The organism is Zongyangia acetica (assembly GCF_038739695.1).
Taxonomy (GTDB): Bacteria; Bacillota; Clostridia; order Oscillospirales; family Ruminococcaceae; genus Zongyangia; species Zongyangia gallinarum.
Genome location: NZ_JBBEWN010000008.1, coordinates 41408 through 57674 on the forward strand (window position 1 = coordinate 41408; position 16267 = coordinate 57674).

Below are 16267 nucleotides of genomic sequence, written 5' to 3' on the forward strand. Positions count from 1 at the left end.
AAAGAGGATAAATCAAATGAAAAAATCGGATTTCTTTTTTGATCTTCCGCCTGAACTAATCGCACAGACCCCCATAGAGCCAAGGGACCATTCCCGCCTTCTCCATTTGGATCGTTTTTCGGGGGAGCTTTCCCACCATCATTTTTATGACCTGCCTGACCTTTTGAAGGCCGGGGACGTGTTGATTGTCAACGATTCCCGAGTGCTGCCCGCCCGTCTTTATGGTGATAGGGAGGATACTGGCGCTCATATCGAAGTTGTCTTGCTGGAACAGAAGCAGATAGATTTGTGGGAAGTGCTGGTGCGCCCTGGGAAAAAGGCCAAACCTGGACATATGCTCGTCTTCGGAGACGGTATCCTGCGAGGAGAAATCGTAGATGTACTAGAAGGTGGCAACCGTTTAATCCGCTTCACCCATGAGGGGAATTTTTACGATGTTATTGACCACATCGGACAGATGCCGCTGCCCCCTTATATAAAGGAAAAGCTCCAAGATAAGGAACGTTATCAGACAGTCTATTCCAAGGAGGTCGGTTCAGCGGCAGCGCCTACAGCAGGGCTTCATTTTACAAAGGACCTCATGAAGACACTGACAGAGCGGGGAATTAAGATTGGATATGTAACACTTCATGTGGGTCTTGGTACCTTCCGTCCGGTAAAGGTGGAGAATATTGAAGAACATAAAATGCATTCGGAACGCTACTATATGCCCGAGGCCACAGCTCGTCTAATCCGGGAGGCAAAAGAAGCAGGAAACAGAGTCATTGCCGTGGGGACAACTAGCTGCCGCACCTTAGAATCGGTGGCACAAAAATACGGCGATTTTAAAGAATGCTCAGGCTCTACCGATATATTTATATATCCAGGCTATACTTTTCAGGCAATCGACGGGCTAATCACTAATTTCCATCTACCGGAAAGCACCTTGATTATGCTGGTTTCCGCTTTTGCCGGTTACGATCATGTGATGAAGGCGTATGAAGAAGCGGTGAGAGAAAAATACAGATTTTTTAGCTTTGGGGACGCAATGCTCATTATATAATCGGCGTTTATGGATGTGAAAAAGGGGAACTTCTGTTGTAATAGAAGTTCCCCTTTTTAGATAATCTGTGTAGTGGCGGACTGTTACCGTTCCGATTTTATATTTGCCTTGCGGTATTCTGTGGGAAGTATTCCTACGGTTTCTTTAAAAGCTTTGGTGAATTTTCCCTGATTTTCATAACCTACCTTTTCAGAGATTACGGCAATACTGTCATTGGTGGTTTGCAGCAATTTCATTGCCTGCCGAATCCTGAATTCCTTCATATAGGTAGCAATGGGATAACCATAAACAGCCTTAAAGGCAGATTTAAGCGAAGAGGTATTGATGAGATATTTCTTAGATATTTCTTCTATAGTAAAACGATGTTCTAAATGTTCCACAAGAAAGTCATGAATTTCTTTCATTAATTCTGTCTGTTGCGAAGCATATGGGATTACCTCTTTTCCTTCTGAGGGCTCCCACTGGCTTAAATATAAAAGGAGCTCCTGCGCCTTTAGTTTATAATATGGGAGGAGAAGGGTAGGGGAAAGCTCATAAAGAACATCAAAGATACCCTCAATGATGTTACTAGAGGGAATAGCAACCGGCGTACCCTTTTCACAGAATTTTTGGTGGAGTCTTTGAATATCGATATTTGCTTCCCTGACAATTTGCGGACAGTCATTCTGTAACACTTTGAGATCCAGAGAAAAGGAGAGACCCTCATAGTATCCAAGGGGAAGGGACATTTCAGAATCCGCGCAGCAATCCATGGTACGCAGGCATAAATCTCCCGCGCCCAGATAGACGGAAATATGATTGCGCATATTCCAACCGATGCGTCCTTTTCTACAGTGGCTGACCTCAAGGATGGAATGGATAGCTTTATGGTGAAATTGTACCTTGTCCGCCAAATATTGATGGAAAGAAACTTCAATTCCAGGATAGACTCCAAAACACAGGATCCTACCCTTGCCAGTGGTGTGAGTCTGTAATTCTCCCTCCGAAGGCTCCTGGAATTTTTTTAGACTGCTGCCTTCTTTCATTGCAAAGGAGCCCTCTGCTATATCCTTTAGTGCGTCAGCAATGGCGAGGTAATCATCTTCTCTCATGCTTCACCGCCTTGGGAATTTGACGAATGTGAGTTTGATGGACAGGAGATCTCCACCATTTTTTCGATCATTTGATGGAGTAGCTGTACTTGTTTTGTATCGGCAGCCTTATAATATACTTCTTTTCCATCCCTCCGACTGACAATTAACCCGCTGTTTTTCAGCTGCCGCAAATGATGGGAAACCGCAGGACTGTTCATGTCAACAAGGGAGGATAGATTGATAACACACTCTTCACAGTGACACAGTAACCAAAAAATTCGGATACGGCTTCCATCACAGAGCTGTTTAAAAATATCAGCAACAATTTGAAAATCCTCTGTTTTAGGCATATGATCTAAATTCTGCTCAATTAGTTGTCCGTGATCGTGCGGCAATGAACACTGTTGCATTGAGAGATCCTCCTTTTACTTGAAATAGATAAACGCAACTCTTTTAGTTTTCAATTACTTATTGTCTAATTTTGTTCCGTTGTCTGCTGAGCTTTATACTCTTCTCCCCAGTTCCACATAGCGTCAAGAACAGGCTTAAGGCTATAGCCTAGTTCTGTTAATGTGTATTCTACTCGGGGAGGAACCTCAGCATAGACCTTTCGGATGAGCAGGCCACTTTCCTCCATCTGCCGCAGCTGTGCAGTGAGAACTTTTTGACTCACATGGCCGATAGACTTTTTCAGCTCTCCAAACCGCTTGGTCCCCGGCATCAAATCCCGCAAAATGAGAACTTTCCATTTGTCGCTGATCAGTGTTAATGTAGTTTCTACTGGGCAGGATGGAAGCTCTTTTTTTATCGCTGTTTCAACCATTTTGTCCACTCCTTTTCTAATAGTATATTTTAGTAACTATATTTCAAAATAAGACTTATGGAATAAATTGTCCCTACAGATTTATTATAATATTAACGCCCTAAGAATACAAGCCCTGAAAAGGTTGACTTTTGTTAGTGGGCTACAAACAGCATATGAATCACTATCTTTGGCTGGAAAGGAAAGTCTACAGGACAGTAACCAATTGGCCCAAATGGAAACACTTTTAATCCAATTAGAAGGACATCTCGTTACGGCATTGACAGATAGATACATAGCGTCTATTATATAGATAAACAATTAAGCAATCTTTTAATATTTATGAAGAGCACTGGAAAGGGGTTTTACAGATGAAAAAGACATACAAAATTGAGGTAGACTGTGCCAATTGTGCCAATAAGATGGAAGATGCTGCACGACGTACCCACGGTGTGAAAAATGCGGTGGTAAACTTTATGACCCTAAAGATGAATGTGGAATTTGATGAGGGCCAGGATCCTAAGGCCGTAATGCAGGAAGTACGCAAAAACTGCAAAAGGGTAGAGGACGACTGTGAAATCTATCTTTAATAGGAAATAGAAAAGAAACATATAGGAGGAGAGAATATGAGCAAAAAGCAAAAAAAGATGCTGGTACGTATTATTACAGCGGCAGTTATTCTGATTGCCCTGTACTTTATTCCGGTGACAGGTATTCTGCGATTTGCCCTATATTTGATTCCTTATTTTATTATCGGGTATGATATCCTGCTAAAAGCCGCAAAGGGCATAAAAAATCGTCAAATCTTTGATGAGAATTTCTTGATGGCTGTTGCGACCATTGGTGCCATTGCTTTAGCTGTTTACGATCAAAGCGGTGATTATACCGAAGCCATCGCTGTCATGCTTTTTTATCAAGTGGGGGAATGGTTTCAAAGTTACGCGGTGGGCAAGAGCCGCCGTAATATCAGTGATTTGATGGACATTCGACCTGACTATGCCAACATTGAACGTGACGGAAAACTGGAAAAGGTAGACCCGGACGAGGTGGAAATTGGCAGTGTCATTGTGGTGCAGCCGGGAGAGAAGATCCCTATTGACGGCGTTGTAATGGAAGGAGTCTCCAGTCTAAATACCAGTGCCCTGACAGGTGAAAGTCTGCCCCGGGATGTGAAAGATGGAGACGAAATCATCAGCGGCTGTATCAATATGACAGGCGTGTTGAAAATTAGAACCACCAAGGAATTTGGGGAGTCCACAGTTTCCAAGATTCTAGACCTGGTTGAAAACGCCAGTTCTCGAAAGTCAAAATCAGAGGATTTTATCTCTAAATTTGCTCGGATATACACCCCTGCGGTTTGTATTGCGGCATTGGCGCTGGCCATTCTGCCCCCCTTAGTTCGCATGATTGTATTGGGGCTTACAGCACAGTGGCATGTGTGGATCTATCGCGCACTGACCTTCCTGGTTATCAGCTGCCCATGCGCCCTTGTGATCAGCATACCATTGAGCTTTTTTGCCGGTATTGGTGGAGCTAGTAAGGCCGGAGTGTTGGTCAAAGGCTCTAATTATCTGGAAACCCTTTCCCAGACCAAAATTGTAGTATTCGATAAGACGGGCACCTTGACCCAGGGTGTATTTGAGGTCAACGGCATCCACCACAATGAGCTTGAAAATGAAAAGCTGGTTGAGTATGCCGCCTTGGCCGAAAGCGCATCATCCCATCCCATCAGTAAAAGCTTGCAAAGAGCCTACGGAAAGCCCCTGGATCGGTCGCGGGTTACCGACATCCAGGAGATCAGCGGTAATGGGGTCATCGCTAAGGTGGATGGCGTAGAGGTTGCCGCTGGCAATGACAAATTGATGAATCGGCTGGGGATTTCCTATATTCCCTGCCACTCTGTGGGTACCATTATTCATATGGCGATCCGCGGACAGTATGCTGGACATATCGTCATTTCTGATGTTATCAAGCCCCGTGCGCAGGAGGCGATTCACGCCCTCAAGGAAGCGGGGGTGAAAAAGACCGTTATGCTCACCGGTGATACTCGCAAGGTAGCAGACCAGGTGGCCAAAACCCTGGGACTGGATGAGGTATACAGCGAATTGCTTCCCGCTGGGAAGGTAGAAAAGGTGGAGACGCTGCTAAAACAAAAGCCAGAAAAGGAAAAGCTGGCCTTTGTGGGAGATGGTATCAACGATGCACCGGTTTTGAGCCGGGCGGATATCGGTATCGCTATGGGGGCCATGGGGTCTGACGCGGCCATTGAGGCTGCAGATGTAGTCTTGATGGATGACGATCCTATGAAAATTTCCAAGGCGATCCGGATTTCTCGTAAATGCTTGCGGATCGTTTATCAAAATATAGTATTTGCCATCGGCATTAAACTGATCTGCCTGGCATTGGGAGCGTTTGGCATTGCCAATATGTGGGTTGCTATCTTTGCGGATGTTGGCGTCATGATTTTGGCCGTTCTCAACGCAATCAGGGCCTTGTTTGTAAAGAATTTATAGCCGGTAAATATTAGCCGGAATCAATAAAAATAGATCATAAAGAAAAGCCATCGGATATCTGATGGCTTTTCTTTATGATAAGGCATTAGCCTATATTAGAAAGAGAACTTCAGATTGTCGGAGATGATCTCTTTGCTCTCGAAATGTGGTATAATACAGTAGAATCTATGGTCAGATGGGAGAAGTTCCGATGGAAATTATTGTGTGTCTGGATGACAGAAACGGCATGCTTTTCAACCACCGAAGGCAGAGCCGAGATCGTAGAGTCATAGAGAACATCCTGGAGGATAGCAAAGGCAGAAGGCTTTGGATCAGCAGTTTTTCTACTGTGCTTTTTGAGGGAAAGCTGCAGGACATCATTGTAGATGACCGTCTTCTTTTCCGTGCGGGAGACAATGACCTCTGCTTTATCGAGAATATACCTTTACATCCCTTTGAAGGGAAGATAGGGACACTGGTAGTTTACAGGTGGAACCGTGTATATCCGGCAGATGTTTCTTTCGATATTGATCTGAATCATGGATGGAAGATAAAAGATACAAAAGAGTTTTCTGGATATTCCCATGAAAAGATAACAAAGGAGATTTATATACGATGAAGAAAAGCATGCTTTCTCTTGTCTCTGTTTTGCTTGTGTTTGTCATCCTCTTCAGTGGATGTGGTCTGGATAGCCCTACGGGAATAGAAGAAAGTTCCCTGCCAACATCCATTGTTTCGCTGGATGAGATTCCAGATTTCAGCGGCTCGCCTTATGTAGAAGTCAACGGAAACCAGCCCTCCTTTTCCGAAGAGGAGAGAACTACGGAGGCGTTTGAGTCATATAGCGAATTAGATACACTGGGAAGGTGCGGGGTCGCTTACGCCTGCGTTGGGCAGGAACTGATGCCCACGGAAGATAGGGAGAGCATCAGCCAGATAAAGCCATCGGGCTGGCAAAGTGTTGAATACGATTTTGTGGATGGGAAGTACCTCTATAACCGCTGCCATCTGATCGGTTTTCAGCTGACAGCAGAAAACGCCAATGAAAAGAATCTGATTACCGGCACACGCTATATGAACGTAGAGGGGATGCTGCCGTTCGAAAATATGGTGGCGGACTACATCAAAGAGACGGGAAATCACGTGATGTACCGAGTGACGCCTGTTTTTGAAGGGGACGACCTAGTGGCAAAGGGAGTCGAAATGGAAGGATTTTCGGTGGAAGATGAGGGAGATGGCGTCTGTTTTCACGTCTATGTCTATAACAATCAGCCTGGCGTAACCATTGATTATCAAACAGGGGAGAGTTGGGCTGGTGATGCAGCGCCCACTACTTCTTCGGAGAATTCGGAAGAGAAATCCTCCGCGGGAGAACAGACCTATATCCTCAATGTCAGTTCCCATAAATTCCATCGGAGGGATTGTCCTTCGGTAGAAACGATGAAGGAAAAAAACAAAGAGACATTTACCGGAACCAGAGATGAGCTGATTGCCCAGGGCTATGAACCGTGCCAAAACTGCCAGCCGTAGGGCTTAGATAGTGATAAAGCTCACATTACAAAAAATTTTTAAAAAGAGAGTATTTTAATCTAGTTTTAATTTTTCAGGGCTATACTTCAGATACAGTCAAAAATAAATTTGAGAAAGACAGAAAGAAGGTAGCGATTATGAAATTGGATTTTTTGAAAAAGTTAAATACAAAGGTGGTCACCATTGTTGCAGTAATAGTGGTACTTGTAGTGGGATGCGGAACAGCGCTTGCCATTGGACTATCCCATCAAGCGCGGTCTGCTGCTGAAATTACTGAACAAGAAGCCAAGACCATCGCTTTCTCTGATGCTGGGATCGCAGAATCCGATGTTTTGTCCCTTAAAATCAGCAAAGATAAAGAAAACGGTGCAGATATTTATGACATCGATTTTACAACCAAAGATCGAAGCTATGACTATGATGTGCTGAGAAACTCGGGAGAAATCATCAATTCTTCTTATGAGGTCCTTTCTGCTTCTAATACAGACGATACTCAGAACGGAAGCGGCTCTTCTCAATCTGCTTCATCGAATGTGGGAGCTGAATCCGCAGGCTCAACTTCTTCGCAGACAAATGGGGAGACTAACAGTAGCGCAGGTACCGCCTCCGCAATCACCCAAGATCAGGCAAAGACCATTGCTTTAGAGGATGCTGGTGTTCAGGAATCCGACGCACAGTTTATCCGTGTGCAGGAAGACTATGACGATGGTCGGGCCGTCTATGAAATAGAATTTTATGCCAATGGTACAGAATACGATTATGAGATCGCCAAAGATAGTGGGGCAATTGTAAAATGCGATTATGATATTGAAAATTATACTCCCCAGAGTGGCGCCGGCAACAGTGGGACGATTATTTCCCTGGAGCAGGCACAGGAACTAGCGTTGTCAAGGGTCAGTGGTGCTACGGCAAGCAATATCCGTATTCATTTGGACCATGATGACGGACGGCAGATCTATGAAGGGGAAATTTACTATAACTGGACAGAATACGAGTTTGAGATTGATGCTTCAACTGGAAACTTCATCGAGTGGAGTGTTGATTATAAAGATTAGTGGTTCTGTCGTGTAATACCAGAAAAACCATCCGCAGCAAGCTATCAATAGCTTGCTGCGGATGGGCAATTTCCAAGGTAGATATGCTGTGCCAGAACAGGAAAGTGGGGAAGAATGATGCGAATTTTGGTTGCAGAAGATGAACGCGACCTCAACAGCCTGCTTAAGAAGAGGTTGAAAGAGGCTGATTACAGCGTTGATTCCTGCTTTGATGGGGAGGAGGTATTTGACTATCTTATGGGAGCGGAATATGACGCTCTGATTTTAGACATCATGATGCCAAAGATGGATGGGATTACAGTCCTCCGCCAGCTGCGAGCGCAGCACAATGCCGTCCCTGTGCTTCTTCTGACCGCAAAAGATAGCATTGAAGACCGTGTTACTGGTCTGGATGCGGGGGCAGACGACTATCTGGTCAAACCGTTTGCCTTTGAGGAGCTGCTGGCGCGGCTCCGTGTTCTTTTGCGCAAACCCATGACAGAGAAAGCTACGATTCTAAAGGTCGGAGATTTATCCCTGCATCTGGATACTCGACAGGTTTTCCGCGGAGAGAAGGAAATCCAGCTTTCCTCCAAGGAATATTCACTGCTGCGCTATATGATGCAGAATGCCGGTATTGTCCTGAGCCGAGATAAACTGGAGCAGCATGTGTGGGACTATGATTTTTCAGGTGGCTCTAATGTGATTGATGTATATATTCGGTATCTGCGGAAGAAAATTGACGAGGGACATGAACAAAAACTAATCCATACGGTCAGGGGCCATGGATATGTATTGAGAGATGAAAAGCCATGAGAAAGATGTCGCTGAAAACAAGGCTTGTGCTGCTGCATACCGGACTGATGATTTTGGTAATGTGTATTATGTTCAGCTTGCTTTTCTCCATCAGTTCCAATGAGATTCTGTCCAATGTCCAGAATACCCTGGAAGAGCGGGTATCCAAATCCATGGAGGATATCGAGTATGAGAATGGCCGCTTGGAATTTGACTCCGATCTGATGGAATTGGACAGCGGCGTTTATCTGTCTGTCTATGAGGAGGGGAGCACCGAGCTGCTGTATGGGAAGATACCTTATGGCTTTTCCTATGACCTGCCCTTTGAAAATGGCAGGATTCGGACAATATCCTCTGGAGATACGGACTATTATGTCCTGGATATGACCTTTCCAATAGAAAACTATCATCCGTTGGTGGTGAGAGGAATTGTTTCCATCACCGATGCCGAACGGGATTTCCGGTATACAGTTTACCTGGCGCTCATTTTATTTCCAGTGCTGATTTTGTTAACGGCAGTGTGTGGTTATCTTTTAAGCCGGCGGGCATTGCTTCCGGTTTCCCAAATCACCAAAACGGTGCAAAAAATCCAAAAAGAGCGGGATCTTTCCAAGAGAATCCGTTTGGGCTCGGGTAGTGATGAGATCTATACCGTGGCAAAAACGTTTGACGAGCTGTTAGATACCATAGAGGCAGGGGTTAAACGGGAAAAGCAGTTTACCAGCGATGTTGCCCATGAGCTGAGGACTCCAATCAGTGTTGTTTTAATGCAGTGTGAAGAACTGCTCAATGGCGGCCATCTGGATAAAGAGAGATATAAAGAGGTGGAAGTGATCTACCGAAAGGTGAGGTCCATGTCTGATATGATTTCTCAGCTATTGTTGCTTTCCCGGGCGGACCAGGGCAGGGAAAAGTTGAATTTGGAAGCACTTGACTTCAGTGAACTTGGTGAAATGGCTGCCGATGAATGGAAAGACATCGCCGCAGAAGCAGAAATATCCCTGGAAGCAGACATCGAAAAAGGACTTTATCTCATGGCAGATCAGACGCTGATGATACGGCTATGGAGCAACCTGCTACAAAACGCCATTTGTTATGGGAAGAAAGGCGGACATATTTGGATTTCGCTGCAAAAAGCGGGAGAAAATATAAAAATGACTGTCAAAGATGACGGAATAGGAATTCCCTCTGATGCATTGCCCCATATTTGGGAACGATTTTATCAGGTGGATCCGTCCAGAAATTCGGAAAGCAGCGGATTGGGGCTTTCTATGGTCAAGTGGATTGTAGAAGCCCATCATGGCCAAATTTCTGTGGAAAGCGAACTTGGCCAGGGTACAGAATTTATCTGTGTTTTTCCTGCCCTGCCACAGGGTAATTCCCGATAATATTAGAATCGGATAAAGAAATTGAAATAGCACAATAAAAAATGCGAACGGCGCCGCGGATTTTTCCGCGGCGCCGTTTATGCCACTTAAAAGTTGCTCGTTATTTGATTTGGTACATGTTACTGCAAGTGATAGAAAATTACAACAAATTAGTCGAGAATTCTGCCGTCGGTGGAGATAGTAACAACCTGCCAGGGAATCATTTTTTCGCTGGCTTTCAGAGCGCTTTTTACAGCGTTTTCGATGCCGCCGCAGCAGGGAACTTCCATGCGTACCACGGTGACACTTTTAATGTCGTTATTCGCAATGATCTGAGTAAGTTTTTCAGCGTAGTCGCCTTCATCTAGTTTTGGACAGCCAATGAGCGTGACCTTGTTTCTGATAAAGTCCTGGTGGAAATTCCCGTACGCATAGGCAGTGCAATCCGCGGCAACAAGCAGATTGGCATTGTGAAAATAGGGCGCATTAACGGGAACCAATTTGATCTGCACCGGCCACTGGGATAACTGACTTGCTACAGGTGCAGCGACACCTACATTCCGAGGAGACTCTTGATGATGGATGGTCTTAGACTGTGTGCCGGGACAGCCACAAGGAAGGGTGGGATTGGCCATCCGTTGCTTATTCGCCTGAACGGCGGCCTCGTTATAGGCAGGAGCCTCCCTTTCCTCAAAGGAGATGGCGTGGGTGGGGCAGGCAGGAAGGCAATCTCCTAATCCATCACAGTAATCTTCGCGGATGAGTTTTGCCTTGCCATCCACCATAGCAATAGCGCCCTCATGGCATGCTGCAGCACATGCACCGCAGCCATTGCATTTTTCTTCATCGATTTTTATAATTTTTCTCAACATATTCTGTTTCCTCCATGTTTCTGGACTTTCTGATTGGATTATACTAAAATAGAAGAATAAAATATGTTGGAAATCCAACAAAATGAGGAGAAAAATGAAAAAATATCTGGAAATTCTACAGAGATGTTCTTTATTTGAGAATATTGATCCGAATAGGCTTCCTGTGATGCTTCAAAATCTGAGAGTAAAAAGACAGCAATTTGCAAAAGGTCAGCAGGTATTCTTTGAAGGAGATCCCGCCAAAGAAATTGGCATTGTCCTCTCGGGGCAGGTGCAGGTGGTCAAGGAGGACTATTACGGCAACCGAAATCTGGTTGCTCAGATTGAACCTTCCCAGTTATTTGGTGAGGCATTTGCCTGCGCAGGGGTAGAGGCGCTGCCGGTGAGCGTAGTTGCGGTATGTGAGAGTGAAATTATGCTGATTCGCTGCGAGCGGATTATTGCGCCACAGGAAGCCGACGAATTTCATAATCAGCTGGTACACAATCTTCTCTATGTAGTTGCCTCAAAAAACCTGATTTTAAGTCGGAAAATTGAATTGATTTCCAAGCGCACCACCAAGGAAAAGTTGATGGCATATCTGCTTTCTGAGGCGAAACGTAATGGTACCGCCTCTTTCAGGATCCCATACAATCGCCAGGAACTTGCCGATTATTTGGGGGTAGAGCGAAGTGCCATGTCTGCAGAATTGAGTAAATTAAAAAAAGAGGGAAAGATTAATTTTCATAAAAATAATTTTGTTATATTATAGCCTTTTCAACTTTTCCTTTTAAATAACTTTGTTATAGAGAATTAATGAGCTATAAGTGTCGTAATAAAAGAAAATGGAGAAAAGCAAAAACCGCACGGTCAAGCTACAAACAGCTTAATCATGCGGTTTATTACTTGGTGCGAGCGATGGGACTTGAACCCACACGCCATAAGACACACGCCCCTCAAACGTGCCTGTCTGCCGATTCCAGCACGCTCGCATTCAGCAAGCAATATTATAGCATTTTCTGTAGGTGAAGTCAATCATTTTTTAGCAAATTTCAGCAAACAAAGGAGGCGGTACTTCCTGACTTGGAAGGTTTCACCACCAGTTTGGAAGAAATCCGTTCGGACAACTCGGCTACATGAGAAATAATACCAACCATCCGGCCATCCTGCTGAAGGCTCATTAAAGCGCCAATGGCGCTGTCCAAAGATTGGCTGTCAAGGGTACCAAAGCCTTCGTCGATAAACATAGTTTCTATAACAATACCGCCGGAATGCATTTGGATGATATCCGCCAGTCCTAGAGCAAGGGCGAGAGATGCCTTAAATCTCTCGCCACCAGACAAGGTGTTGACATGACGGTGTTTACCGGTATAACTGTCCCAGATTTCCAGGTCTAAACCAGAGGCACGGTTATATTTTTCTTTTTCATCTCTACGATGTAGCATAAAGCGAGAATTTGTCATGGCGATGAGCCGGACATTGGCTGCTTTGATAATATCATCAAAGTAGGAAGCAAGGACGTATCGCTCAAAGTTGATATTTTTAGAGTTTCCACCGTTTGCTACCTTATAGAGATCCCCCAGCACACGATAGCGCTCATATAGAGTATCCATCTGTTTTGCTACGGACCGAAGAGATTCCAGTTGTTTGCGGTTACTCATGGTACGGGCATAGAGCGGTGCATACTGTTTCTCCAGCCGATCAATAGAGGAAGAGAGCTCATCCAGCGTCTGCTGCATGGCCTGAAGATCTATAGGACCTTTACCGGCAGTCTGTTCCTTGAGTGTATTTCGTTCAAAGGTTAATAGCTGCAACTGATTTTTAAAATTTTCTGCTGTTTGCTCCATGGTAGGGATCGTGGACTTCCTTGAAACATACTCATCAAAGGTGTCGCGGTCTTGAAGGATACTGTGCGAAATCTCATATTCGAATTTTTCTTTCATTTTGGCCATGTCCTGCTCGGCTTGAGAAAGCTGAAGGGTGAGGACGCGAACATTTCCATCCAGTTTGTCTTTTTGAGATTTACAATCTAGATATTCTGCCTGTATCTGGGCAATATGATCGGTAAGCTTGGTCAGTTGGGATAAAATATCCTTCTTTTCTTTCTCGATTGTAGAAAGTGTACGGCCTTCTTCCAGCCCTTCCGAAAGTTGTTCTATGGACTGGGAAAGCCCTTGCACCAACGAAGCGGATTTAAGACGCCGCTCCTGTAAGGAAAGAATGGCGGCATCGGCCTCTTCTTTTGAAGCGGTAGCTGGCGTATTTAAAAGCTCCTGGCGGCTCCGGCCAATTTTCTCCAGCATGGTAGCTGCTTCTTTTTCTATGAGTGTAAGCTCTTTATCCGCAGCGTTGCGCAGTGCCTGAAGTGGGATGGAATCGGTAAGCAGAAGAGAGAAATCTAAGGGAGAATCAAGCTGGCTATTGATGGAAGAGAGGATGGACTGACCTTTTAGCTGCATTTGATGTAATTTTTGGGTCAGTTGGTCTTGTTGTTCCCACAGTTTGTCAACTTGGCCTTGGGTAATCAGAGGGCCATCCGCCTGGGCTTTGTTAGGATGCTCCAGGGAACCGCAGACAGGGCAGGGAGCGTTTTCCTTGAGCTGCTGCGCAAGAAGGATGGCTTGTCCATTAAGGAATTGGTGATAGGACTGCAGGTATGCCTCATAAGCTTTTAATTGTTTTTCCTTACAGCAGCGGCATTGTGCTAATGTTGTCTTTAAGGAATCTACATCAGCCAAAAGACGTTTTTTGGCTTTTATCTTTTCATAGAGAACATGGTAAGCGCTAACGGAGCCGAGAAGAGAGAGATTGCTGTCCAATTTGCGGAGAATATCACGTCCAGAGGCAAGTTTTGTCTTGCTTTCTTCTAACTGCCGCAGCTTTTTGCAGCTTTCTTCCAGTGAGATCTGCAGACGGGAAAGCCTTTCTTTTTCCTTGGTAAGAGCCGGCATAGAATCAAACATTTTTTGGGCCGCCGTCAATCTGGGCATCAGACCAGTCAGTGTATGTTGGCTCTTATGGAGAGATTCAGAGGTTCCACGGATCTGATTCTCTTTTTCCTGGATCAGGGTCAAAGAGGTAGAAAGCTCCGACGCTGCTTTGATTTTAGTTAGCTCCTTTTGCAGGGCTTCAATGGACGGACGTTCCTTTTCCAGCTCTGCAAGCTGGTTCTCAACTTCCTTAAGCCGATGCAAAGCTTCGTTGTGCTTTCTCGCCGTATCAGGGTGGATGGATTGCTGCTCTTTTCGGAGGGCCTCCATCTCCCGCTGTAGTGTTTTACAGCGGGAGGAGTCAGCTTGGATGGACTCCTTGAGATAGACGGTAATCTGGGGCAGATCGGGATAGGGCGCAAGGATCAGCTGCTGCAAAACAGGATCATCTGTTTCGATTTGTCCCAAGGAGAGCTGTATTCTCGTTTTATATTCAGATAGATTGCTTTCCAGCTCAGAACACATCTGTCCCAGACGGCGAGTAACCTGGTCATAGAGTTTGGTGTCAAAAATGCGGCGAAAGATGTCCTGTTTTTTTGAGCTCTCTGCCTCAAGAAGCTCCTGAAATTCTCCTTGAGGGAGCATCACGATCTGTCGAAACTGCTTATAATCTAAGCCTAAGATTTCCTGAATCTTTGCGTTGACGCTGTCTACACCGGAGATGATGGTACCGTCATCCAGAGTGAGAACTGCTTTGGCAGGAAAAACCTTGAGGCTTTTCTTGTCCCTGCCCAGCCGCAGCTGTTTTGGATAACGCTCAATGAAATAATTTTTTTCACGGACAGAAAATTGAAGCTTGACAAAGCAAAGGGTGGTGTCGTCTGCGTGCTGGCTTTTGAAATTCTCACTTTCCCGGCTGGCGGAGCTGGCCTTTCCATATAAAGCAAAGGCGATCGCGTCAAAAATACTAGTCTTACCAGCGCCGGTTGGACCTGTAATCAAGAAAAGCCGGGTATTGCCTAGTACACGGAAGTCCAAGGTAGTCTCTCCAGCATAAGGCCCAAAAGCATTCATGGTGAGCACAATTGGCTTCACTGTTCGTCACCACCTTCCTCGTTTCTACGCACCTGTTCAAAAACATCGTTCATAATTTGAAACTGTTCTTCATTGAGGGTTTCGCCTTTGACTGCTTCGTAGAATTCTGCGAAAAGATCTTCCATGCCTTTTTTCGCGATATGGGAGGAAGAAGCAGGATGCAGCAAAATTTCTTCATCTTGTTTGACCATGCGAATGCCCAGTACATTGGGATAGATTGCCCTGAGTTTGCTCATAGCATCTAGGACAAAGCCGTCGTCGAGAAGATTAACAAACACATAATCCTCCAGATTTTGTTCTGAGAGCATGGTTCGATCGGTCAACTCCGACAGGTAGCCGGTGAGAACCCGTAGATCCCGCAAGGGCGTCAGAGGTATTTTTTTAAAATCCACTTGACCTTTGGGACCCATTTCTACCATAGTGACGGATTTGCTATGTTCCGCTTCACTGATAGAATATTTTAGAGGAGATCCAGAATACCGCATCCATTCTGTACCTACCTTCTGTGGCGCATGAAGATGTCCGAGGGCAACATAATCAAAACAGTCAAAAACAGAGGCATCCACAATGTCGGTCCCGCCTACGCTTACTTCACTTTCGCTGAAGATTAGCTTATCTGGCTCACTCTGTCCTTCTGAGGAAAATTTGCCAAAGAAGCTGTGTCCCACGAGAATATTACGCTGGGAGGCGTCGATTCGATCTATGTTGAGGCGCATGAACTGCGCATAACCGCTGCTTAAGGTCTCTGGCGTTTCTAATTGTGGAAAAGCTGATAGTTCGCTTCTAATGGTGGGAAGATCCACATAAGGAACCAACCAGAAGTGGATTTCTCCATAGGCGTCGGATAGGGTGACCTGTCGTAGCTTGGGGGAAAAGATAGACTCCATATAAAGCCCCCGAGCTTCATAAAGCCGGCTGGCAAAGGCAAGACGTTTGCCTCCGTCATGATTTCCGGAAATGGCGATGACTGGCAGATGAAGCTGCATGGTGAGTTTGCTGAGAAAGTCATCCAAAAGAACCACAGCCTCACTGGGAGGGATGGAACGATCATAAAGATCGCCGGCAATAACGACGCAGTCAGCTTTTTCCTGAAGGGCAATGTCGCAGATTTGATCTAGGATATAGGCTTGATCCTCCAAGAGGCTAAAATCGTTCAGGTTTTTTCCAATGTGCAGGTCTGAGGTATGCAAAATCCGCAATGCAGAGCTCCTTTCTGTCCGATGGCCTTTTCTTTTTATTGTATCCTGTTTCGCCTT

The 16267-nt window shown here is 45.2% G+C and carries 15 protein-coding genes and 1 tRNA gene; 9 read left to right on the top strand and 7 right to left on the bottom strand.

What is annotated here, in order from left to right; translation table 11 throughout:
• The first annotated feature begins 16 nt into the window (after window positions 1-16).
• Entirely contained in the window at window positions 17-1042 is a 1026-nt protein-coding gene (gene queA, locus WGC32_RS08585) for a tRNA preQ1(34) S-adenosylmethionine ribosyltransferase-isomerase QueA (RefSeq protein ID WP_342681385.1), read from the top strand.
• Between the two features lie 83 nt (window positions 1043-1125).
• Here the strand turns inward: queA and WGC32_RS08590 are convergent, their stop codons facing one another.
• From WGC32_RS08590 to WGC32_RS08600, 3 genes are all read right to left on the bottom strand, one after another.
• A complete protein-coding gene (locus WGC32_RS08590; protein WP_342681386.1) occupies window positions 1126-2133 on the bottom strand; it encodes a helix-turn-helix transcriptional regulator in 1008 nt (335 codons plus the stop codon).
• The gene (locus WGC32_RS08595; protein WP_191482725.1) at window positions 2130-2525 is read right to left on the bottom strand and encodes a metalloregulator ArsR/SmtB family transcription factor; all 396 of its coding nucleotides are present in this window, start codon (window positions 2523-2525) and stop codon (window positions 2130-2132) included. The genes WGC32_RS08590 and WGC32_RS08595 overlap by 4 nt, the downstream gene beginning before the upstream one ends.
• 65 nt (window positions 2526-2590) lie before the next feature.
• Window positions 2591-2938 (bottom strand): winged helix-turn-helix transcriptional regulator, encoded by a 348-nt coding sequence (locus tag WGC32_RS08600; RefSeq protein WP_342681387.1) that lies wholly within the window; start codon window positions 2936-2938, stop codon window positions 2591-2593.
• Between the two features lie 350 nt (window positions 2939-3288).
• On the opposite strand from WGC32_RS08600, the gene WGC32_RS08605 reads away from it, so the two are divergent.
• From WGC32_RS08605 to WGC32_RS08635, 7 genes are all read left to right on the top strand, one after another.
• Window positions 3289-3507, top strand: coding sequence for a cation transporter (locus WGC32_RS08605; protein WP_191482727.1), 219 nt, complete (start codon window positions 3289-3291; stop codon window positions 3505-3507).
• Window positions 3508-3543: 36 nt separating this feature from the next.
• Entirely contained in the window at window positions 3544-5430 is a 1887-nt protein-coding gene (locus WGC32_RS08610) for a heavy metal translocating P-type ATPase (protein ID WP_342681388.1), read from the top strand.
• A 190-nt stretch (window positions 5431-5620) separates the two neighbouring features.
• Window positions 5621-6028, top strand: a complete 408-nt coding sequence (locus WGC32_RS08615; RefSeq protein WP_342681389.1) for a ribonuclease Z — start codon at window positions 5621-5623, stop codon at window positions 6026-6028.
• Entirely contained in the window at window positions 6025-6939 is a 915-nt protein-coding gene (locus WGC32_RS08620; RefSeq protein WP_342681390.1) for a DNA/RNA non-specific endonuclease, read from the top strand. Before WGC32_RS08615 ends, WGC32_RS08620 begins: the two co-directional genes overlap by 4 nt.
• 137 nt (window positions 6940-7076) lie before the next feature.
• Window positions 7077-7994 (top strand): PepSY domain-containing protein, encoded by a 918-nt coding sequence (locus WGC32_RS08625; protein WP_342681391.1) that lies wholly within the window; start codon window positions 7077-7079, stop codon window positions 7992-7994.
• Between the two features lie 117 nt (window positions 7995-8111).
• Window positions 8112-8789: a response regulator transcription factor gene (locus WGC32_RS08630; protein ID WP_342681457.1), complete on the top strand. Its 678-nt coding sequence runs from the start codon at window positions 8112-8114 to the stop codon at window positions 8787-8789.
• Window positions 8786-10156, top strand: coding sequence for a sensor histidine kinase (locus tag WGC32_RS08635; RefSeq protein WP_342681392.1), 1371 nt, complete (start codon window positions 8786-8788; stop codon window positions 10154-10156). Before WGC32_RS08630 ends, WGC32_RS08635 begins: the two co-directional genes overlap by 4 nt.
• A 149-nt stretch (window positions 10157-10305) precedes the next feature.
• Here the strand turns inward: WGC32_RS08635 and WGC32_RS08640 are convergent, their stop codons facing one another.
• Window positions 10306-11007, bottom strand: coding sequence for an ATP-binding protein (locus WGC32_RS08640; protein WP_342681393.1), 702 nt, complete (start codon window positions 11005-11007; stop codon window positions 10306-10308).
• Window positions 11008-11101: 94 nt separating this feature from the next.
• On the opposite strand from WGC32_RS08640, the gene WGC32_RS08645 reads away from it, so the two are divergent.
• Complete coding sequence (locus WGC32_RS08645; protein WP_342681394.1) at window positions 11102-11758, top strand: Crp/Fnr family transcriptional regulator; 657 nt, start codon at window positions 11102-11104, stop codon at window positions 11756-11758.
• A gap of 135 nt (window positions 11759-11893) precedes the next feature.
• Here the strand turns inward: WGC32_RS08645 and WGC32_RS08650 are convergent.
• The 3 genes from WGC32_RS08650 to WGC32_RS08660 form a co-directional block, all read right to left on the bottom strand.
• Window positions 11894-11978, bottom strand: a tRNA-Leu gene (locus tag WGC32_RS08650).
• A gap of 60 nt (window positions 11979-12038) precedes the next feature.
• Window positions 12039-15011, bottom strand: coding sequence for an SMC family ATPase (locus tag WGC32_RS08655; RefSeq protein WP_342681395.1), 2973 nt, complete (start codon window positions 15009-15011; stop codon window positions 12039-12041).
• Window positions 15008-16210 (bottom strand): exonuclease SbcCD subunit D, encoded by a 1203-nt coding sequence (locus WGC32_RS08660; RefSeq protein WP_342681396.1) that lies wholly within the window; start codon window positions 16208-16210, stop codon window positions 15008-15010. The genes WGC32_RS08655 and WGC32_RS08660 overlap by 4 nt, the downstream gene beginning before the upstream one ends.
• Window positions 16211-16267 lie beyond the last annotated feature (57 nt).